General features: G+C 70.1%; 22 protein-coding genes. 17 read left to right on the top strand and 5 right to left on the bottom strand.

Going from position 1 to position 20,016, the window contains the following annotated elements:
- Nucleotides 1–260: 260 nt before the first annotated feature.
- Nucleotides 261–1,853, bottom strand: a complete 1,593-nt coding sequence (locus RN607_RS00200) for a methyl-accepting chemotaxis protein (RefSeq protein ID WP_313543483.1) — start codon at nt 1,851–1,853, stop codon at nt 261–263.
- Nucleotides 1,854–1,972: 119 nt separating this feature from the next.
- Nucleotides 1,973–2,341, bottom strand: a complete 369-nt coding sequence (locus tag RN607_RS00195) for an Hsp15 family ribosome-associated heat shock protein (protein ID WP_313498597.1) — start codon at nt 2,339–2,341, stop codon at nt 1,973–1,975.
- 36 nt (nt 2,342–2,377) lie between these two features.
- Between RN607_RS00195 and RN607_RS00190 the strand changes: the two genes are divergently transcribed.
- The 6 genes from RN607_RS00190 (at nt 2,378) to RN607_RS00165 (ending at nt 7,169) form a co-directional block, all read left to right on the top strand.
- Nucleotides 2,378–3,010 carry a hypothetical protein gene (locus RN607_RS00190; protein ID WP_313498594.1) on the top strand — a complete coding sequence of 211 codons (633 nt, stop codon included), beginning with the start codon at nt 2,378–2,380 and terminating at the stop codon, nt 3,008–3,010.
- On the top strand, nt 3,007–4,134 hold the full coding sequence (locus RN607_RS00185; RefSeq protein WP_313543482.1) for a threonine aldolase family protein: 1,128 nt from the start codon (nt 3,007–3,009) through the stop codon (nt 4,132–4,134). Before RN607_RS00190 ends, RN607_RS00185 begins: the two co-directional genes overlap by 4 nt.
- On the top strand, nt 4,134–4,511 hold the full coding sequence (locus tag RN607_RS00180; protein ID WP_313543481.1) for a YchJ family protein: 378 nt from the start codon (nt 4,134–4,136) through the stop codon (nt 4,509–4,511). The genes RN607_RS00185 and RN607_RS00180 overlap by 1 nt, the downstream gene beginning before the upstream one ends.
- A 131-nt stretch (nt 4,512–4,642) precedes the next feature.
- Nucleotides 4,643–5,371, top strand: coding sequence for an arsenate reductase/protein-tyrosine-phosphatase family protein (locus RN607_RS00175; protein ID WP_313543478.1), 729 nt, complete (start codon nt 4,643–4,645; stop codon nt 5,369–5,371).
- A complete protein-coding gene (locus RN607_RS00170; RefSeq protein ID WP_313498583.1) occupies nt 5,368–5,796 on the top strand; it encodes an arsenate reductase ArsC in 429 nt (142 codons plus the stop codon). Before RN607_RS00175 ends, RN607_RS00170 begins: the two co-directional genes overlap by 4 nt.
- 95 nt (nt 5,797–5,891) lie before the next feature.
- The gene (locus tag RN607_RS00165) at nt 5,892–7,169 is read left to right on the top strand and encodes an ATP-binding protein (protein WP_313543476.1); all 1,278 of its coding nucleotides are present in this window, start codon (nt 5,892–5,894) and stop codon (nt 7,167–7,169) included.
- A 21-nt stretch (nt 7,170–7,190) separates the two neighbouring features.
- Here the strand turns inward: RN607_RS00165 and RN607_RS00160 are convergent, their stop codons facing one another.
- On the bottom strand, nt 7,191–7,745 hold the full coding sequence (locus RN607_RS00160; protein WP_313543474.1) for a hypothetical protein: 555 nt from the start codon (nt 7,743–7,745) through the stop codon (nt 7,191–7,193).
- A gap of 185 nt (nt 7,746–7,930) precedes the next feature.
- Here RN607_RS00160 and RN607_RS00155 point away from each other — a divergent pair, with 185 nt between their 5' ends.
- From RN607_RS00155 to RN607_RS00120, 8 genes are all read left to right on the top strand, one after another.
- On the top strand, nt 7,931–8,263 hold the full coding sequence (locus RN607_RS00155; RefSeq protein WP_313543472.1) for a hypothetical protein: 333 nt from the start codon (nt 7,931–7,933) through the stop codon (nt 8,261–8,263).
- 105 nt (nt 8,264–8,368) lie between these two features.
- Nucleotides 8,369–9,589: an inorganic phosphate transporter gene (locus RN607_RS00150; protein WP_376784198.1), complete on the top strand. Its 1,221-nt coding sequence runs from the start codon at nt 8,369–8,371 to the stop codon at nt 9,587–9,589.
- On the top strand, nt 9,586–9,822 hold the full coding sequence (locus RN607_RS00145; RefSeq protein WP_313543470.1) for a hypothetical protein: 237 nt from the start codon (nt 9,586–9,588) through the stop codon (nt 9,820–9,822). The genes RN607_RS00150 and RN607_RS00145 overlap by 4 nt, the downstream gene beginning before the upstream one ends.
- A gap of 18 nt (nt 9,823–9,840) precedes the next feature.
- Nucleotides 9,841–10,329, top strand: a complete 489-nt coding sequence (locus tag RN607_RS00140) for a heme-degrading domain-containing protein (protein ID WP_313543468.1) — start codon at nt 9,841–9,843, stop codon at nt 10,327–10,329.
- A 90-nt stretch (nt 10,330–10,419) separates the two neighbouring features.
- Nucleotides 10,420–11,793, top strand: a complete 1,374-nt coding sequence (locus RN607_RS00135; RefSeq protein ID WP_313543466.1) for an amidohydrolase family protein — start codon at nt 10,420–10,422, stop codon at nt 11,791–11,793.
- A gap of 156 nt (nt 11,794–11,949) precedes the next feature.
- Nucleotides 11,950–12,627 carry a TetR/AcrR family transcriptional regulator gene (locus tag RN607_RS00130; protein WP_313543463.1) on the top strand — a complete coding sequence of 226 codons (678 nt, stop codon included), beginning with the start codon at nt 11,950–11,952 and terminating at the stop codon, nt 12,625–12,627.
- Nucleotides 12,617–13,537 carry an ABC transporter ATP-binding protein gene (locus tag RN607_RS00125; protein WP_313543461.1) on the top strand — a complete coding sequence of 307 codons (921 nt, stop codon included), beginning with the start codon at nt 12,617–12,619 and terminating at the stop codon, nt 13,535–13,537. Before RN607_RS00130 ends, RN607_RS00125 begins: the two co-directional genes overlap by 11 nt.
- On the top strand, nt 13,534–15,207 hold the full coding sequence (locus RN607_RS00120) for an ABC transporter permease (protein ID WP_313543459.1): 1,674 nt from the start codon (nt 13,534–13,536) through the stop codon (nt 15,205–15,207). Before RN607_RS00125 ends, RN607_RS00120 begins: the two co-directional genes overlap by 4 nt.
- Before the next feature lie 32 nt (nt 15,208–15,239).
- Here RN607_RS00120 and RN607_RS00115 read toward each other — a convergent pair whose 3' ends face one another.
- The gene (locus RN607_RS00115) at nt 15,240–15,893 is read right to left on the bottom strand and encodes a TetR/AcrR family transcriptional regulator (protein WP_313498555.1); all 654 of its coding nucleotides are present in this window, start codon (nt 15,891–15,893) and stop codon (nt 15,240–15,242) included.
- A gap of 112 nt (nt 15,894–16,005) precedes the next feature.
- Between RN607_RS00115 and RN607_RS00110 the strand changes: the two genes are divergently transcribed.
- Together RN607_RS00110 and RN607_RS00105 are read left to right on the top strand one after the other, a co-directional pair.
- Nucleotides 16,006–17,538 carry an alpha-N-arabinofuranosidase gene (locus RN607_RS00110; RefSeq protein WP_313543457.1) on the top strand — a complete coding sequence of 511 codons (1,533 nt, stop codon included), beginning with the start codon at nt 16,006–16,008 and terminating at the stop codon, nt 17,536–17,538.
- A 66-nt stretch (nt 17,539–17,604) separates the two neighbouring features.
- On the top strand, nt 17,605–17,796 hold the full coding sequence (locus tag RN607_RS00105) for a hypothetical protein (protein WP_313543455.1): 192 nt from the start codon (nt 17,605–17,607) through the stop codon (nt 17,794–17,796).
- 3 nt (nt 17,797–17,799) lie between these two features.
- Here the strand turns inward: RN607_RS00105 and RN607_RS00100 are convergent, their stop codons facing one another.
- Entirely contained in the window at nt 17,800–18,531 is a 732-nt protein-coding gene (locus tag RN607_RS00100; RefSeq protein ID WP_313543453.1) for a sulfite exporter TauE/SafE family protein, read from the bottom strand.
- A gap of 193 nt (nt 18,532–18,724) precedes the next feature.
- Here RN607_RS00100 and RN607_RS00095 point away from each other — a divergent pair, with 193 nt between their 5' ends.
- A complete protein-coding gene (locus RN607_RS00095; protein ID WP_313543451.1) occupies nt 18,725–19,975 on the top strand; it encodes a BaiN/RdsA family NAD(P)/FAD-dependent oxidoreductase in 1,251 nt (416 codons plus the stop codon).
- The last annotated feature ends 41 nt before the right edge of the window (nt 19,976–20,016 follow it).

Genomic DNA, 20,016 nt, shown 5'->3' with positions numbered 1-20,016 from the left:
TGTCGTGCAGAGGTAGCGCCCACCGCCCGATCCTGGTGACGCGGGGACGTGGCGCCCGCCGCCCGATCCGGATGGCACGGGGACGTGGCGCCCGCCGCCCGATCCGGATGGCACGGGGACGTGGCGCCCGCCGCCCGATCCGGATGGCACGTGAGTGCACAGATCGGCGCGAGAACGTGCACTGAGGTGCCAATAGGACCAGTGCGCCGGGACCACCAGTGCGCCGAGACGAGCGCGGAGGGCTGGGCGGGCGGGGCGGGTCAGTACGTGAAGTACTCCACCTTCGCGCGCAGGGTCGCGGACAGCTCCGCGAGCTCGTTCACGGACGCACCGATCTGGTCCAGCACCTGAGCCGCATCAGCACTCGCCTGCGCCACGGACGAGATGTTGCCGGCGATGTCGCCCGAGCCGTGCGCGGCCTCGGCCACCCCGCGGCTCATCTCGTTGGTGGTCGCGGTCTGCTCCTCGACCGCGGACGCGATCGTCATCTGGAAGTCGTTGATCTGCTTCACGATCTCGCTGATCTGCTCGATCGCCTCGACGGCGCCCCCGGTGTCCTCCTGGATGGCGAGCACGCGACGGGCCACCTCCTCGGTCGCCTTCTGCGTCTCCTGCGCCAGATCCTTGACCTCGGACGCGACGACGGCGAAGCCCTTGCCCGCCTCACCGGCCCGTGCGGCCTCGATCGTGGCGTTCAGCGCCAGCAGGTTCGTCTGCTCCGCGATGCCGGTGATGACCTTGATCACGTTGCCGATCTCCTGGCTCGAGACACCCAGCTTCGCGACCTGCTCGTTCGTGGCCTCCGCGACGTTGGTGGCCGCGGCGGCCACGCGTGCCGCCTCGTTCGCGTTGTGCGAGATCTCCTTGATCGACGCGCCCATCTGCTCCGCTCCGGACGCCACCGCCTGCACGGACCGGTTGACCTCCTCGGCCGCCGACGCGACCACGCCCGCCTGCGCCGACGTCTCCTGAGAGCCCGCAGCCACCTGCGCGTTCGACGCCGACAGCTCCTCGGCAGCGGCGGCGACCGTCTGCGCGGACGCGATGACCTCCGCCATCGTCTCCCGCAGGGCACCCTGCGCTGATCCCAGGGCCAGGGCCATGTCGCCCATCTCATCGTTGCTGCGCACGACCGCGTCGGCCGTCAGGTCACCCTCGGCGAGCGCCTCGAGCGAGCGCCTCACGATCGCCGCGGAGCGCGAGATGCGGCGCGTGGTCCACCAGCCGACCGCGACACCCACTGCGATGCCGACCGCGAGCAGCACGGTGATGAGCAGGATCACGAAGTCGGCGTGGCTCTGCGTCGCCTGGGTGGAGGCCGCGATGCGCGTGTCGATCGCGTAGTCGAACTCCTCGACGAGCGAGGTCATGGTCACGTCGTAGCCGTGGATGGTCGCCGCGGTGGCGGGGTCGACGCCTGCGGTCGGCACCCAGACGGACAGCACGGCAGCCTTGTAGCCGTCCCACGTGCTGTGGATGAGGTCGAGCCCGTACACGTCCTCGCCGAAGGTCGCCTGGTAGTCGGCGACGAACGCGTCGAGCTGCGTCTCGAAGCGGGTCTGATGCCGCTGCAGGTCGGCCACCAGGCCGTCGATCTTCGAGTCAGGGGCCCCGTTGAGGTTGTACTCGGTGGCGCGCGCCTCCCACAGGGAGTTCTCGAGGTCCTTCACCGCCTTGGCCATGCTGGCCTGCGACGCGACCAGCGCCATGTTCTCGGAGTCGATGCTGCGCAGCGTCGAGACCGACATGGTGCCGACCACCGCGAGCGCGACGATGACGGCGCCTACCGCGGCGAAGATCTGAGCGGCAAGGGTGAAGCGTGGGCCGCGTCCCGGGTGAACATCCGTGTTCATGACTCTCCAGTGGTGAAGCGGGGACTTCCTGATGGTTCTCGCCGCTCTCATCGTCTGGAAAGGCGCAGTTGTGAGCCGTGTCCACCAGCAAGGCTCCTGCGTGATCGCCACAGGGAGGCTCAGGCGCGGCCGCGCAACCTGTCGAGCTGGCGCCGTTCGCGCTTGGTGGGCTTGCCCGCGCCACGGTCCCTGACCGCGAACGCGGCGGCGTGCTCGCGCCTGACGGGCGGGGGGCTGTGGTCCTCGTAGGCTTCGCGGGCGGGCTCGGCGCCGACGCGTTTGAGCAGCAGCCGGGTGACGACGACGATGCGGTCCCGGTCCCCTCCCTTGACCACCACCTGGTCGCCCACGCGGACGGGCGTGGACGGCTTGGCACGCTCGCCGCGCACCCGGATGTGACCGGCCTTGCAGGCGTCGGTGGCCTGCGTGCGGGTCTTGGCGAGCCGGACAGCCCACACCCACACGTCGGCGCGCACCGAGTCGGTCATGGATCGAGGGTACGCGGACGGCCATAGGCTGGGGGCATGGACGCGATGTACGAGGTCTTCGGCTGGATCGGCTCGATCCTCATCGTGATGTCACTGATGCAGGCGCGCATGCTGGTCTTCCGCTGGATGAACCTCATCGGCTCGCTGATCGCCACCGGCTACAACCTGATCTATGGCATCTGGCCGTACGTCGCGATGAACGTCGCGATCGTCGTCATCAACGCCTACTGGTTGAACCGCCTCTACAAGGAGGCCCGGGATCCGCACGTCTACCAGGTGCTTCCCATGCCTGCGGATGGCCGCTTCCTGCAGCACGTGCTGCACGTGTACCAGGAGGACATCGCCCGGTTCGCGCCCGCCTTCACGGTGGACCCGGCCGCGGGGACGACGCGCCACTCGTTCATGGTGGTGCGTGGCGACGAGGCGGTGGGAGTCGTCGCGGTGCGCGAGGCGGGCGACGGCGTGGGGGAGGTGGAGCTGGACTGGGTGAAGCCGCGGTTCCGCAACTTCACGCCGGGACAGTTCGTGTACCAGGACTCGCGCGCGCTGCATGACGCGGGCTTCCGCCAGCTGCGCCTGACACCGCACGAGATGACCGACCGCGAGTATCTGCGCAAGGCGGGCTTCCGCACCGAGCGCACCGAATGGGTGAGGGACCTGACCGCATGACCGACCGTACTATCCACTTCGCGTCCGACAACTACGCCTCGGTGCATCCGGAGGTGATGGCCGCGATCGCGGCGGCCGACGGAGGGCACGAGCCCGCCTACGGGTCCGACGCGGTGACTGCGGCGTTCGACGAGGCGATCCGGGTCACGTTCGGCGAGCACGCCGTCGGCTTCCCCGTGTTCAACGGGACGGGCGCGAATGTCACGTCGCTGCTCGCGCTGAGCCCCCGGTGGGGCGGCGGCGTGGTGGCGTCCGAGCACGCGCACATCCACAACGACGAGGGCGGCGCGCCGGAGAAGGTGGGCGGCCTGAAGATCCTGGAGCTTCCCGCTCCCGACGGAAGGCTGCTGCCGTCGCAGCTGCACCGCTACACGGGCGACCTGGGCGACGAGCACCGTGCGCAGCCGCTCGTGCTGTCGCTCACGCAGAGCACCGAGGTCGGCACCGTGTACTCGGTCGAGCAGATCACCGCGCTCGTCGACGCCGCGCACGCGCACGGCATGAAGGTGCATGTGGACGGCGCGCGCATCGCGAACGCCGCTGCCGCGCTCGGAGTGAGCCTCAAGGAGGCGTGCGGCGGAGCGGACGTGCTGTCGTTCGGCGGGACCAAGAACGGCGCGATGCTGGGCGAGGCGGTCGTCGTCCTCAACCCTGAGCTGGCGGCGGGGCTGGGCCACGACCTGCCGTACGTGCGCAAGCAGACCATGCAGTTGGGATCCAAGATGCGGTACGTCTCCGCGCAGCTGACAGCGCTGATGACGTCGGCGGATGCGGCCGGGGATCCCCTGTGGCTGCGCAACGCACGCCACGCGAACCGCCGTGCCGCACAGCTCCGCGAGCAGCTGGAGCCGCTGGCGGACGAAGGGTTCCTGCACTTCACCCAGTCGACGGACGCGAATGCGGTGTTCGTGGAGATGCCGCGCGCCATGGCGGAGCAGCTTCGCCGCTCGTACCGGTTCTACGACTGGAAGCCCGGCCGTAGCGAGGACAAGGTCGAGGTGCGGCTGATGTGCGCATGGGACACGACGGCTACGGCATGCGAGCAGTTCGCGGTCGCGGCGCGCATGGCGTCGCGGCCGGACGTGTCGTGGGTCGCCGACGTCCAGCTGCCTGAGGAGGGCTGATGGTCGCGTGCCCGTGCGGTTCCGGCAGGTCGTTCGCCGACTGCTGCCGACCGTTCGTGCGCGGCGAGCTGGAGCCGCCCACGGCTGAGGCGCTGATGCGCTCCCGCTACACGGCATACGCGCGCCGTGACGAGGACTATCTGTTCCGCACGTGGCACGAGTCCTCGCGTCCGATGACGCTGGACGTGGACGCGGTGGACTGGCGCGGCCTCAACGTGATCGGCACCACCGGCGGCGGCCCGGACGACGTCGAGGGCACCGTCACATTCGTGGCGCACCACAGCACGGGCGCGATCTCCACGGGGTCGATGCGTGAGACCAGCAGGTTCGTGAAGCAGGACGGCCGCTGGCTCTACGTGGACGGCGACGTCGACTGATCGGGCGCGTGCGCCAGCGCTTGCGCCAGCGCCAGCGCCTCGCGCACCGCCGGGCGGCGTCCGTTCCCGCAGCAGCCATGATCGCGGGGCGACGCGCTCTCCGCGGTTGACATCATCACAATTGCTCAACGATGATTGAGGCAATGAACTTCTCGTCCTCCCTCGCCGCCCGCGCCGCGCGCCACGCAGCGCTGGCCGACCCCATCCGCCTGCGGATCGTCGACCTGCTCACTGCGAGCGACGCGACCCCAGGCGAGCTGCGCGAGCAGGTGGGCATCACGTCCAACCTCATGGCGCACCACCTGCGGCAGCTCGAGGCCGCAGGCCTCACCACCAAGCGCCGGTCCGATGCCGACCGACGCCGCTCGTACGTGACCCTCGCACCCGGCTCTCTCGAGGACCTGGTCCCCGCTCCACGCTTCGCCGCCCGCCGCGTCGCCTTCGTGTGCACCGGCAACTCTGCGCGCTCCCAGCTGGCCGCGGCCCTGTGGAACGAGGCGCAGCTCAACGAGAGTCACCGGAGCGGCACCGTCCCCGTCCCCGCGGCGTCGGCCGGCACCCACCCCGCCGACCGCATCGCGCCGGGAGCAGTCGCCACCGCGAACCGTCACGGGCTGAACCTGCCCGACGTCCTGCCCCGCCACGTCGGCGAGGTGCTCGCGCCGGACGACCTCATCGTCACCGTCTGCGACTCGGCCCATGAGGAGCTCGACGGCGCGGATGCGATCCACTGGTCCGTCGCCAACCCGTCCGTCGACGGCTCCGATGCCGCCTTCGACCTGGCGTTCGACGTGCTCGCCGAGCGCATCGCCCGCCTCACCCCCACGCTGACCCCCGTCCCGGAAGGAAGCCCCGCATGAGCGAGGACACCGCCACCAAGCCCTCCGCACTGTTCCTGTGCGTCCACAACGCCGGTCGTTCGCAGATGGCGCTCGGATTCTTCAAGCACTACGCGGGCGAGGGCGCGATCGCGTACTCGGGCGGCTCCGGCCCCGCCGAGGCGCTCAACCCCGTCGCCGTCGAGGCGATGGCGGAGAAGGGCATCGACATCTCCTCCGAGCGCCCCAAGCGCTGGACCGACGCCATGGTGCGCGAGGTGGACAACGTGATCTCCATGGGCTGCGGCGACACCTGCCCGTACTACCCCGGCAAGAAGTACGAGGATTGGATCCTCGACGACCCGGCGGGCCAGGGCATCGAGGCCGTGCGCCCCATCCGCGACGAGATCGAGCGACGCGTGCTGGCGCTGCTGCGTGAGTTCGGGGTGGAGCCTGCGGGGGCGTAGCTCCCACTCAAGCGTCGCCCGAAAGCGCCCCAGAGTGCAGTCTCGAAATCCCCCAAAGTGTAGTTCAGAAAGTCCTCACAGTGTAGTCTTGCCTGATGAATCGCATGGTGGGGACCGACCAGGAGTACCAACCTCGGATCCTTGACGACATACTTGTTCGGCGCCTGAGGTCGGCTGGCGCCGTGCTGCTCGAAGGACCCAAGGCAAGCGGAAAGACCTTCACCGCCGCACGCTTCACAGCGAGCCAGACCTACCTCGATACCGACCTCAAGGCTCTCGAGGCCGTCCGCATCGACCCTTCGATCGTGCTCAACGGCGAAGCCCCGCAGCTCGTGGATGAGTGGCAACTCGAGGCCACAAGTGTCTGGAACCACGTTCGGAGCGAGGTCAACCGTCGGGGAGCCCCTGGGCAGTTCGTGCTCACGGGCTCGGCAGTGCCCGCAGACGACGCACGACGGCACACCGGCGCCGGTCGTTTCGCGCGGCTCACGATGCGCACCATGAGCCTCTACGAAAGCGACCATTCGTCGGGAGCCATGTCGCTCGCGTCTCTGTTGAACGGCGAGCGCCCGACTTCCGGTGCCACGCTGTCCGTCGATGCGGTCGCCGCCCTGATCGTGCGTGGAGGCTGGCCCCTCAACCTCCACCTTCCGCTCGACGCGGCAGCGCAGGCGAATGCCGACTACCTGCTCAACATCGCGGAGGTCGATGTCTCGCGCCTCGACGGCGTGCGTCGAAGCCCCGCGATCGTCGCGCGACTCCTGCAGGCGCTCGCGCGCAACGTGGCGATGGAGCAGAAGGCTGCGCGCCTCGCTGCACAGGTGGAGGGAGAGGGAGGCACTGTCGCGAGGAGCACCGTCCACACCTACCTCGAAGCCCTGGAGAGGCTCATGGTCGTTGAGACTCAGCCCGCATGGAGCACGCACCTTCGCTCCCGGTCCACGCTTCGCACCGCTGCGCGGACCCACTTCGTCGACCCTTCGCTCGCGGCCGCCGCGCTCGGCGCGGGACCCGAGCGACTGCTCTCGGACCCCAACTATCTGGGCCTGCTCTTCGAGTCGCTCGTCGTCAGGGATCTGCGCGTGTACGGCTCACCACTCGACGCGACGATCCATCACTATCGCGACAGCGACGGTCTGGAGGTCGACACGATCGTTCAGTTGCGCGATGGCAGATGGGCGGCGTTCGAGGTCAAGCTCGGCGGCGAGAAGGCCGTCGAGGACGCGGCTGCCAACCTGCTGCGGTTCTCGTCCAAGGTCGACACCAGCAAGATGGGCGACCCTGCCGCGCTCGGGGTGATCACAGCCAGCGGGTACGGCTACACGAGGCCCGATGGCGTCGTCGTCCTCCCCATCGGCGCCCTCGGGCCGTAGGCCCGAGGGCCTGCGCGCCCGTCACGCCGCCAGCCGGTAGTGCATCGCCTTCGGCACCTTGGTGAAGACCCAGGCCGCGACCGACCTCGCGAGCTGCGGGGAGGCGCCGAGCGACGCGAGCGTGAAGTCGTCCTGCCTGGCATCGGCTCGGGCAAGGCCCAGGGCGATCGACACGCTTGCGACGACCAGCAGCAGGGCGACTCCGATCACCCCGGCGTAGACCACCATGAGGTAGTCGCCGTTCGGCCCATCACCTAGGTACACGTACGGGGTGGAGCCGTCGGGCATCCGCGCTGCGGCCGTCAGCTGCGCCACCTGCTGGTCGGTGATGGACTCGGGCTCGTCGACGAGCACGGTGGTGGGCTGGTGCGGCCAGCCGATGATCGCCGCCGTTTGCGGCGACACCATGGCTAGGGCAATTCGTGCCGCGCCGGGAGTCACCTCCTGAGAGGCACCAGGCAGGTTCAGCGATTCGGTGGGCGTCGCACCGAAGTCGGGGTACTCGCCGTGGTCGACGTCGTAGAGTCCGACGGTGACCGAGTCGCCGTCGAGGAAGGTGTCGTTGAACACCACCACGCCCCCCCGACTCAAGCACGGCGACGGCGTCCGCATCCGGTTCGCCTCCCACGAGCGCGGCGAGGTCGCTAGCGTCGCCTACCGCGACCTGCGACGCCCACATTCCCGCGTCGAGCGTCTCCTCATCGCAGCGCGGATCGGCCGCCATCTCCCGGGCGGACATGCGCTCCTCAGGGTCGATCGCGATGGGACAGACCTTCTCCTCCGGCGCAAGCAGGAACGGCACCGCGGACATGTCGATCGTGCCGGGCTCGACTCCGTTGAAGTTGAGGAACGCGTCGAACACGGTGACCGCGATGGCGGTGATGACCGGCACGGTCCGTCCGATGCTGCGTGCGGCGTCGCGCGTAGCGATCCGGGCCGCGACGGGCGCGGTCGTGCTCGGCGGTGTGGCGTTGGCCGAAGCGGCGTGGGAAGGGACCTCCTTCACCAGCGCCGGCGCCGTCGTCTTCGTGGCTGCGGCGATCGTGGGCACGCTGCACGACACCCTCATTCGCACGCAGCACCCGACGCCGTAGGCGGGACCAAAGTCCCGGCTCTGAGGGGACTGTGCGGGTGCTCTGAGCGGTCCTGAGGTCACGATCTCCGCTCCTGGTCCCCGCCACCTTGCGGAGCGGGTCACAATGGAGCACGTGAACGAACCGGTGCTGCTCGTCATCGTCGTAGTCACCGCGCTCGCATTCGACTTCACCAATGGCTTCCACGACACCGGCAACGCCATGGCCACGTCGATCGCGACGCGCGCTCTGCGCCCCAAGCAAGCTGTCCTTCTGTCGGCGACCCTCAACATGGTTGGCGCCTTCCTGTCCCTGACCGTCGCGGCCACGATCGCCAAGGGCATCGTGGACTCCGGCGCCATCACGCTCGAGGTGGTGCTCGCGGGACTCGCGGGCGGCGTGGTGTGGAACCTCGCGACCTGGGTGCTCGGCATCCCCTCGAGCTCCTCGCACGCGCTCGTCGGCGGCGTGGTCGGAGCGGTCCTCGCCGCGGTCGGCACCAGCGGCGTGCTGTGGGACGGCCTCATCTCCAAGGTCCTGCTGCCCGCGCTGATCGCGCCCATCGTCGCGATCCTGGTGGCCTCCGTCGGCACCGCGCTCGTCACCCGCATCACGGGCAACGTGTCCCCCGAGGAAAACAGCCGAATGTTCCGCTGGGGCCAGATCGGCTCCGCCTCGCTCATCTCGCTCGCGCATGGCACCAACGACGCCCAGAAGTCGATGGGCATCATCCTGCTCGCGCTCATCGCGGCCGGAGCCGTCGACCAGAGCGCCTCCGTCCCCGTCTGGGTCATCATCGCCTGCGCCACCGCGATGGCGCTCGGCACGTACACCGGTGGCTGGCGCGTCATCCGCACGCTCGGCAAGGGCCTCGTGGAGCTCGAGTCGCGCCAGGGCATGGCCGCCGACACGTCGTCCGCCGCGGTGATCCTGCTGTCCAGCCACTTCGGCTACTCGCTGTCGACCACGCACGTGGCAACCGGCTCCATCCTCGGCACCGGCGTCGGCAAGCGCGGTGCGAAGGTCCGCTGGAACGTCGCGGGGCGCATGTTCAGCGCCTGGCTCATCACCGTCCCCGCGGCCGCCACCGTCGGCGCGCTGTTCTACGGCGTCGACTACCTGGTGGGAGGCACCGCCGGTTCGTACGTGGTGTTCGCGCTGCTGCTCGGATGCGCGTGGCTCTTCTACGCTCTGTCGCAGCGCCAGCCCGTGAACCACGACAACGTCAACCACGAGTGGGAGCCCAGCGAGCAGGTGGTCGCCGAGGCCATCGAGGCGCACGAGGTGAGCATGCTCGCCCAGACCGTTCCCCACATCCCCGCCGATGAGGCCGAGGAGCGCTCATGAGCACGTACGTCGAGTGGGATGCGCTCGCCAACATCGTCATCGTGGGCCTGCTCGTGGGCGCTGGGCTTCCCGCGCTGTTCGCGCTCGGGGTCCGCGCGCTCGCCGGCGACGGCGCCAAGGACGAGTCGGGCCAGATCCGCAAGATCCGTGTCGCAGCCGCCGTCGCCTGCTTCACCGTCGTGGTCGGCGCGATCATCACCGCCATCGTCTACATCGCCGCCGGCGGACACTAGCCTCCCGGAGGGACGCCCATGACCGACGCACTGCCGGACCTTGCCGCGAAGGTGGACGCCCTGCGCGCACAGGAGAGCGGACTGCACCTGCCGCGCTTCACGTTCGACGAGGCGTGGGAGCTCGGTCACTGGATCGTCGACCGCGGCATGAGCGACTCGCTCCCGATCGCCGTCGACGTCCGCAAGGGTGACCATCAGGTGTTCCACGTCGCGCTCGAGGGGACCACCCCCGACAACGACGACTGGATCGAGCGCAAGATCCGCACTGTGCGACGCTTCGGCACCTCCAGCCTGATCGTCGGGCTCACCCACAAGGCGAAGGGGCGCGACTTCAACGACGCCACCCGGCTGCCGTTCACCGAGTACGTGGCCCACGGCGGCTGCGTGCCCGTCCTCGTCACGGGCGTGGGGATGGTCGGCACGCTCACGGTCTCCGGGTTGGCGCAGGAGGATGACCACGCGCTCGCCGTGGAGGCGCTCACCTGGCTCCGCAGCGAGACCCGCTAGCTCGTCGTCCCTTCAGGCACCGCGTGCCTGCGCAGTAACTGCCGCGAAACACCGGTGTGGTGGACTTCTCGCCGACGCGAGGAGGTCCCCATGACCGTGCAGATCCTGACCGCGGACGTGATGGTCCCCATGGACCAGGCGCGTTCCGTCCACACGCATGCGGGCTTCGCCCACGAGGACGGTGGCATCGTCGCCATCGGAGGCGTGGACGAGCTGCGAACCGCGTATCCCGCCGCGCCCGCTCGGCACCTGAGCGACCACGTGCTCATGCCAGGGCTCGTGAACGCCCACCACCACTCGGGCATGCTGCGCGGCACGGCCGAGCACCTGCCGGTCTGGGAGTGGCTGCGACTGCATATCGACCCCATGCACCGGGTGCTCCGCCCTGAGGACGCCGAGGCCGCGTCGTGGCTCTGCTACGCGGAGGGCCTGCTGTCCGGCACCACCACTGTCGTGGACATGTGGCGCTACATGGATGGCGCCGCGCGGGCCGCATCGTCGCTCGGCAATCGCGTGGTCACCGTCAACTACGTGGGCGAGCACCCTGACTACTACTACTTCGACACGCTCGACGACAACGAGCGGATGCTCGCCGAATGGACCGGCGCGGCGGGCGGTCGCATCATGCCGTGGGTGGGTCTGGAGCACCCCTTCTACGCGGACGACGCGGGCCAGCGGCGCGCGATCGCGCTCGCCCAGCAGTACGGCACCGGCCTCTACACGCACTGCAGCGAGTCGTCGCTGGATGTGGAGCTGTTCCTTGAGCGCACCGGGAGCCGACCCATGCACGCGCTCAAGGACATGGGGTTCATGGACGTGCCGCGGCTGATGATCGCGCATGCCGTGTGGCTGGACGCTGGTGAGATCGCGCTCATGGCGGATCACGGCGTGAGCGTCTCGCACAACCCTGTGAGCAACATGAAGCTCGCCAGCGGGTTCGCGCCGGTGGCGGAGCTGCTGGACGCCGGCATCGCGGTCGGCATCGGCACGGACGGCGAGAAGGAGAACAACAACCTGGACATGTTCGAGGAGATGAAGGTCGCCTCGCTCATGGGCAAGCTGCGCGCCATGGATGCGGCGGCCATGGACTCCTGGCAGGTGCTGGAGATGGCCACCAAGGGCGGCGCGCGGGCGATCGGCCAGGGCGACCGGCTCGGTTCGCTCGAGGTGGGCAAGCAGGCCGACGCGGTCGCGGTCCGCACCGACACCCCGCGCATGACCCCGCTGCTGCCGGAAGGTCCTTACGCGAACATCCACCACAACCTGGTGCACGCAGTGCGGGGCGGCGACGTGACGCTGACGATGGTGGCCGGCGAGGTGGTCGTGGACGACGGTCGGCTGGTCAACGCGTCGATGCCCGAGCTGATCGCGCGGGTGCGCGACCTGGTGCCCGGTCTGTTCGCCCGTCGCACCGCCTATCTCGAGGCTTCAGGCGAGCAGTCGGGGTTGATGTCCGCCCACTGACGGGCTCACCAGGGACGATGCGCGGCATCGCGAGCGGTTGAAGGAGGCGACGCGGCGGGGCACGTCGTCTCGCCGGCACGGCTGCGGAGGGTGCCGACGCGAGGCCCCACCCGCGTCCCGTTGCGCGCGGCTATACATGCGTATAGCGTGTTGATCATGCGTATAGCCGACCCCGAGGGCGGGCGACCCGACACGGACCTCACCGCCCGCGCGCGCATCCGCGACGCCGCCGTCGCGTGCTTCGCGCAGGACGGCTTCGACGCGTCCGTCCGCACCATCGCGCAACGCGCCGGCGTCTCACCCGGCCTCATCACCCACCACTTCGGCTCCAAGGCCGCGCTGCGCACGGAGTGCGACACCGAGGTGCTGCGCCGCTACACCCAGGTGAAGCACGACGCGATGGACAGCCCCACGACCAGCTTCACGCACATCCTCTCCGCGCCTGGAGCCACCGCCGACGTGACGGTGTACATGCTGCGCGCCGTCCAGGCCGGCGGTCAGCCGGCCCGCGACTTCATCGAGATGCTGATCGACACTGCACGCGAGGTGATGGCGTACAGCGTGCAGACGGGCATGGTCCGCCCGTCGCGCGACGAGGAGGCACGCCTGCGCTACCTCACCTACCAGACCCTCGGCGCGATGCTCGTGCAGTTCATCACCTCCCCCGGCACCACGCCCGAGGAGTTCATCGCGTCGATCCAGGCCGGGGGCCGGGACCAGATCCTGCCCACGCTCGAGCTCTTCACCGACGGGCTGCTCACCGACAGCACCCTGCTGGACCAGTACCTCGCCTACACCCAGGAACACGAAGAAGGAACCACCAATGAACGCTGACAGCGCCGTCAAGATCGAGGGCCTCCACAAGAGCTTCGGACGCGTCCATGCGCTGCGGGGCCTCGACCTCGACGCCCCCACCGGCCAGGTCACCGGTTTCCTGGGCCCCAACGGCGCCGGCAAGACCACGACGCTTCGGGTCCTGCTGGGCCTGCTCCGGTCGGACGCCGGCACCGTCACGATGCTCGGCGGCGATCCCTGGACGGATGCGGTGCGGCTGCACCGCCACGTCGCGTACGTGCCCGGTGACGTCAACCTGTGGCCCAACCTCACCGGCGGCGAGACGATCGACATCCTCTGCCGACTCTCAGGCCCGCTCGAGCCCGACCGCAAGAAGGCCATGCTGGAGCGTTTCGACCTTGACCCGACCAAGAAGGCGCGCGCCTACTCCAAGGGCAACCGCCAGAAGGTCGCGCTCGTCGCGGCGCTCGCCTCCCGCGCACCGCTGCTGCTGCTCGACGAACCGACGAGCGGACTCGACCCCATCATGGAGGCCGCGTTCCAGGAGTCGATCCGCGAGGTCAAGGCGGAGGGCCGGTCGGTCCTGCTGTCCAGCCACATCTTCACCGAGGTGGAGAAGCTGGCCGACCGGGTGGTCATCATCCGCGACGGTGCCACGGTGGAGTCGGGGACGCTGGCCGAGCTGCGGCACCTCACCCGCACCCAGGTCAGCACCGTGCTCGACGGCGGCGCGAGCCCGCTGGCCACGCTGCCCGGCGTGCACGACCTCACGACAGTGGACGGCCGCACGTCGTTCTCCGTGGACGACGACTCGCTCGCCGACGTGCTCGCTGCGGTGGCGTTGCTGCGTCCGCAGTCGCTGGTGGCGAACCCGCCGTCGCTCGAGGACCTCTTCCTGCGGCACTACGGCGACGAGCTCGCGGCTGTGGGCAACGGAGGCACGCGATGAGCACGCGCATCGACCCGACCACCCGGTCGGGGCCGCCACGCGCGACCGCCGCCGCGACCGCGCATCGGCCCCCTGCCGACGGCCTGGCCGGGCTCCGCACCAGCATCGCCTTCATGGTGCGGCGCAACCGGGTGCGGCTGCTGGTGTGGTTCGTGGTCATCGTCGGCCTGTTCGCGTACGTCGGCGACTACTACCGGTCGATCTTCACCACCCAGCAGGCGCTCGACGACTTCGCGAAGATCTCCGACAACCCTGGTATCAGGGCCCTCACGGGGCTCGCGGCCGCCCCGAACACGCTGGGCGGTGCCGTCTGGACCAAGATCTGGATGACGTGCGCCCTCTCGCTCGCGCTCGGCATCGTGTTCCTGGTCACCAGGAACGGGCGGGCCGACGAGGAGCTGGGCCGTGCCGAGCTGCTCCGCTCCCGCATGCTCGGCAACCACGCGTCGGCCGTCGCGACATGGACGGTGCTCGCCGTGCTGTCGGTCGCGATCGGACTGTTCGTGGCGGTGTCGTCGATCCTCCTGGGGCTCGACCCCGACGGCGCGGGCACGACGGGCTCGTGGGTGGTCGGGGCCTCCCTCACCGGGGTGGGGCTCGTGTCCGTCGGCGTCGGCGCGCTCGCCGGCCAGCTGGCCTCCACCTCCCGCGGCGCGAACTCGCTCGGCGCGATCGTCGTGATCGGGTTCTACGTGCTGCGCATGATCGGCGACCTGGGGGGCGGCGCGCTCACGTGGGCGTCGCCGTTCGGCTGGGGCCAGGCGATGGCACCGTGGGGCGCGAACCGCTGGTGGCCGCTGGGGCTGATGCTGCTGCTCGCCGCCGCGCTGCTCGGGTCAGCGTGGCTGATCGAGGAGCGCCGTGACCACGGCGCGGGCCTGCTGCCGGACCGTGCGGGCCGCGGGGGCGCTCCGAGACGCTACGCCTCGCCGGTGGGCCTGGCCCTGCGGCTGCAACGGGGGCCGCTCATCGGTTGGAGCGCCGCAGTGGTGCTGAGCGCGCTGCTGTTCGGTTCCGTCGTGGATCAGATGAACTCCCTGCTGAGCGATTCCGGCGCGGACATCTCCGCGCTCCTGCAGGGCACGGGCATCGATGCGCTGCTGGGCATGCTGTGCGGCCTGATCGCGCTCCTGGCAGCGGTGTTCGCCGTGCAGTCGGCGACGCAGCTGCGAGCGGACGAGGCGAGCGGCATCATCGAGCCGCAGCTCGCCGGCGCGGTCTCGCGCACCAGGTGGGCGCTGCAGCGGCTCGCGATCCCGCTCGTGGGCGCGGCGCTGCTGCTCCTCGTGGGCGGCTGGCTCATGGGAGCCGGGTACGGCTCGACGATCGGCGACTCCTCGCAGGGCGTGCGCCTGGCGGGGGCCACCGTGGCGTACCTGCCGGCGGTGCTGGTGATCGTGGGGATCGCGGTGATGCTCTTCGGCTACCTGCCGCGGCTCGCGGTCGCCCTGTCGTGGGCGCTCGTGGGCGCCCTGTGGATGGTCATGATCATCGGCGACGCGTTGCACCTTCCGGCCTGGGCCCTGAACCTCATGCCGTTCTCCGCCACGCCTGCGCTTCCGGCGGAGCCCATGACGTGGACGCCGCTGGTGGTCATGACGATGGTCGGCGTGGGGCTCGTCTGGGCAGGGCTGGCACGGTTCGTCAGGCGCGACATCCAGGTGGGGTGACGACGCGACCGACGCCGGTCACCTGAGGCGCGTCAGCGCGCCTCAGCCCACTCGGGACCGCCGAAGAGCGTGCGCTCGACGCGCGCCCACAGGTCGGCCATCGTCTCGTCGGGGTCGGTGAGGGCCTGCACCTCGGTGCCGTCCATGGCGCAGAACGCGGTGCGCAGGAGGTCGTCGAACGCGGCCGGTGCCTGGAAGCGGGGCGGGAGGCGCCACGGCAGCGCCCGCATCACGGACAGCAGGCGCTGATGCCGGTCGGCGTAGTACCGGTGGGCCGGGTGAGAGGGGTCGTGGGCCTCGACGGCCAGGCGGATGAACAGCCCGACCAGCTCCGGTCGCGTCGTGTTGCTGTCGACCATGCGCGCGAGCGTGGCCGGCAGGCTCAGCAGACCGTCGGCGTCGCGTGCGCCGGACTGTCGCAGCTGGGCGGCCATCGTGGCGTCGTCCGTGAAGTCGTCGTAGAAGGTCTCGATGATCAGGGTCAGCAGCTCGTCACGGCCGCGCACGTGGTGGTTCAGCCCCGGCAGGGTGAGGCCCACGGCGTCGGCGACGGTCTGCATCGAGACTCCGTAGGAGCCGTAGCGGGCGACCAGCTCGGCCGCCTTGTGGGCGATCTGGCGACGTCGCTCGTCGACTGGCATGCGGGTCCGGGAGTTGATCGGCACCGTCGTCGACGCGGGAGTCATGGCACCATCCTGACATCGACCGAGATTGACATGCGCATCCCCTTACCTTATAACTCTCAAGTATCAGGTAACGCGCGGTGTCGCGCACCGCTCGGATCGAAGGAGATCTCCCGTGGCCGTACTGATCGATCCCACCCGCACGATCGCGCGGATCAACCCCGCCTTGCACGGGCAGTTCATCGAGTTCCTCGGCGAGTGCATCGACGGCGGCATCTGGGTGGGCCCGGACTCGGAGATCCCGCACACCGCTGGCATCCGCCAAGGCGTCCTGGACGCACTGAAGGAGCTCGAGCCGCCCGTGCTGCGATGGCCCGGCGGCTGCTACGCAGACACCTACCACTGGCGTGACGGCATCGGCCCACGCGAGCAGCGCCCCACCACGTTCAACGAGAACTTCGGCACCTACGAGCTCGACGACCACGCCTTCGGCACCGACGAGTACCTGGCGCTGTGCGAGGCGATCGGTGCGCAGCCCTGGATCAACGTCAACATGATGACCGGCACCCCCGCCGAGGCACGCGAGTGGATGGAGTACTGCAACCGCAGCGGCGGCACCGACCTGGCCGCCCTGCGCGCCGCGAACGGCCACGAGGCGCCGTACGGGGTCCGCCTGTGGGGCATCGGCAACGAGCCGTGGGGCGGCGGAGGCACCATGACGCCCTCCAGCTACGTCGACGCGTATCGCGCGTTCGCGTCGTCCATGCCGCGCTTCACGGGATCGGTGTTCGAGACGCCCGCGACCTACCCCATCGCGAGCGGCCCCGACGGCAACAAGCCCCAGGAGCGCGTCACCTGGACACGCGACTTCTTCCGGGCCCTCACCGCCTACCGCCAGCCGCCCATCGCCGGCTACGACCTGCACTTCTACAACTGGAACATCGACCACGAGGACGACACGCCCACCGCCTTCGACCAGGCGGGATGGGATCGCGTCATCGCCGGCTGCCTCGAGCTCGAGGACGTGATCGTCGAGCAGTGGGGGCTCATCGAGGAGGGCCTCGACGCCGTCCCGATGCCCGAGTCCAGCCTGGACACCCGGCTGGAGCGCATCGACCTGGTGGTGGGCGAGTGGGGCAACTGGCATCGCGACGCGTTCTTCGTCCGCCCCGCACTGCGCCAGCAGGTGACGATGCGCGACGCGATCACCACCGCTCTCACGCTCGACATCCTGCAGCGCCACGCGGACAAGATCTCGATCGCGTGCAACGCCCAGACCGTGAACGTCCTCAACTCGCTGATCCTCACCGACGGCGACGCCACCGTCCTCACCCCCAACTACGACGTGTTCATGATGTACAAGGCGCATCGCGGGGCGACTGCGCTGGCCGTCGAGCCGGTCGATGCCGCCAGCGGCGTCCACGCGTTCGCGTCGGTCGCCGACGACGGAACCGTGCTGGTCAACCTCACCAACCCGTCCATGACGGACCCCGCAGACGTCACCCTGGAGTTCGCCGCACCCGTGCGCATCGCCCGGCGGGAGACGCTCGCCGCCCCGACGCCCACGCTCCACAACACGGTCGGCTCACCCGACGCCGTGCGACGCGTGGTCGAGGCTCTCGACGGGGACGCGGCGACCACCCACGTGGTCCACCTGCCTGCAGGCTCGGTCACCGTGCTGCACGCAATGCCGGCACGTTCCCTTTGACAAGCGCCACCAGCGCGCGCACCTTAAGAATCGTCGGTGTTCCACTGCAACGACGCGGAGGTCCCCATGGCCACACACGACGACGCCACGCTCATGACCCAGATCCTCCAATGGCACACGGCTGCCGGCGGCATGGACGCCTCGATGGAGCTCATGTGGGACCGCGTGGGCGCCGCGGCGCTTCGCCAGCGCCAGCAGTACGGCGTCGCCGCGCTGTGGGAGAACTTCGAGGCGCTGGCGAACGGCCAGCTCCGCTGAACCTCACAGCAGCAGGTAGACGGCCCCCACCACCGTGAGCACGACGACCACGCGCTCGAACGCCGCCTGGTCGAACCGGTCCGCGAGCCTCCTGCCCGCGAGCGCGCCGACGAGCACCGCGGGGACCAGCACCAGGTCCAGGAGCGCGCCGGCCGGGGTGAGCAGTCCGAGCGAGATCGAGAACGGCAGCTTCACGATGTTGACGGTCGCGAAGAACCAGGCGGCCGTCCCCAGGAAGGTCTTCACGGGGAAGCGCGCCGCAAGGAAGTACATCGACATGACCGGACCACCGGCGTTCGCGACCATCGTGGTGAAGCCGCCCAGGGTGCCGTAGAGGACCCGGCCCCCAGGCGGTGGCCCCTCCGACGCGCGCCGGCGCCGCCAGAGCGTGAACGCGATGAGGACCAGCAGCGTCACGCCGATCACCCGCCGCACCTCCGAGTCGTCCGCGAGCGCCAGGAACCCCACGCCCAGCAGCACGCCCGCGAGCACTGCGGGAGCCAGACGCACCAGCGCCTTCCAGTCGGCATGACGGTGGTACGACCACAGCGCGAAGACGTCGCCCACGACGAGGAGCGCCAGCAGGGCTCCGGTCGACTGACGCGCCGGCAGCACCGCCGCGAACGCGGCGACCGACAGGGTGCTCGCACCGGGCAGCGCGGTCTTCGAGACGCCGACGACCGCTGCCGCCGCGACAAGCAGCACCCACGCCGCCGCTGACAGCTCGGGAAGCATCGGCCCTCCTTGATCGGGACGCGCACGCGTGGGCGCGCGGTCGCCGCCCCGACGCAACCTACCGCACCCGCCTTCCCGATCCCGTGGGACCTTCCTCGCGTGGCCGGTTCAACCTCGGTGGACGGAGCTCCGCCCCCGTGGGCTACGTTGGCCCCATGCTCACCTGCGCCATCGCCGCTGCCTGGCCGCGACCATGAGCACCGCGGCCGTGAGCACGGCGACCGTCATCGGCGGCGGCCCTGCGGGACTCTTCGCTGCCCAGACCCTGGCGTCCGCAGGCGTGACCGTCACCGTGCACGAGCGCATGCCGTCGCCCGGCCGCAAGTTCCTGCTGGCGGGGCACGGCGGGCTGAACATCACGCATTCGGAGGACCGCACGCCGTTCCTTCGCCGCTATGGCGCCTCAGCGGCAAGGATCGCGCCAATGCTCGACCGGTTCGGTCCGGACGACCTGCGCGCCTGGTGCGAGGACTTGGGGGAGCCGACGTTCGTGGGCACCAGCGGACGCGTCTTCCCGCAGGCGTTCCGAGCGACTCCCCTCTTCCGCGCCTGGCTGGCGCACCTGACGGACCTGGGCGTGAGCGTCGAACGGCGCTCCACGTGGAGCGGGTGGGAGGCGGACGGCAGAGCGCTGATCACGGATGCCGCCGGGCAGACCCGGGCGATCACGAGCGACGTCACGGTGTTCGCGCTCGGCGGTGCCTCGTGGCCGCACCTGGGTGCGGACGGAGCGTGGGTGGAGCCGTTCCGGGAGCGAGGCGTCGAGGTGACGGCGCTCAGGGCCGCGAACGTGGGGCTCCGGGTGGAATGGTCCGACGTGTTCGCCGAGCGGTTCGCCGGGAAGCCGCTCAAGAACGTGTCGCTCGCGGTGCGCGGCTGCGAAGTTCCGCCTCAGCGCGGCGACGCGATGCTCACCCGCTCGGGGCTCGAGGGCGGACCCGTCTACGCCAGCGGAGCGGCGATCCGCGCGGCGCTCGACCTCGCTGCGGACGGTGGCGGCGCCTGCGTGCTGGAGGTGGACCTGCGACCCGACGTCGACGAGGCCCAGCTGGCGCAGCGCCTCGAGCGGCGGCGACCCAAGGACTCGGCATCGTCGTGGCTGCGGCGCGCGGTGGGGCTCGACCCCGCGGCGATCGGCCTGTTGCGGGAGGCGGGTGCGGGCGCGTTGCCCGGAGGGCCCGCCGAGATGGCCGCACTCATCAAGGCCGTGCCCGTGACGATCGCGGACACCATGCCCATCGACCGCGCGATCTCCACAGCGGGCGGCATCGCATGGTCCGAGGTGGACGAGCACCTCATGCTGCGCCGCATGCCCGGCACATTCGTGGCCGGCGAGATGCTCGACTGGGAGGCTCCCACGGGCGGCTACCTGCTGCAGGCGTCGTTCAGCATGGGAGCGACGGCGGCAGACGGCGCGCTGGCCTGGCTTGGACGGGACGCGTAGAGGCACCTCACGCCACTGTGCGTCGGACCCCGGAATTGCCG

Source organism: Demequina capsici (assembly GCF_032102965.1).
Taxonomy (GTDB): domain Bacteria; phylum Actinomycetota; class Actinomycetes; order Actinomycetales; family Demequinaceae; genus Demequina; species Demequina capsici.
This window is presented reverse-complemented; position numbering and strand designations above follow the sequence as displayed.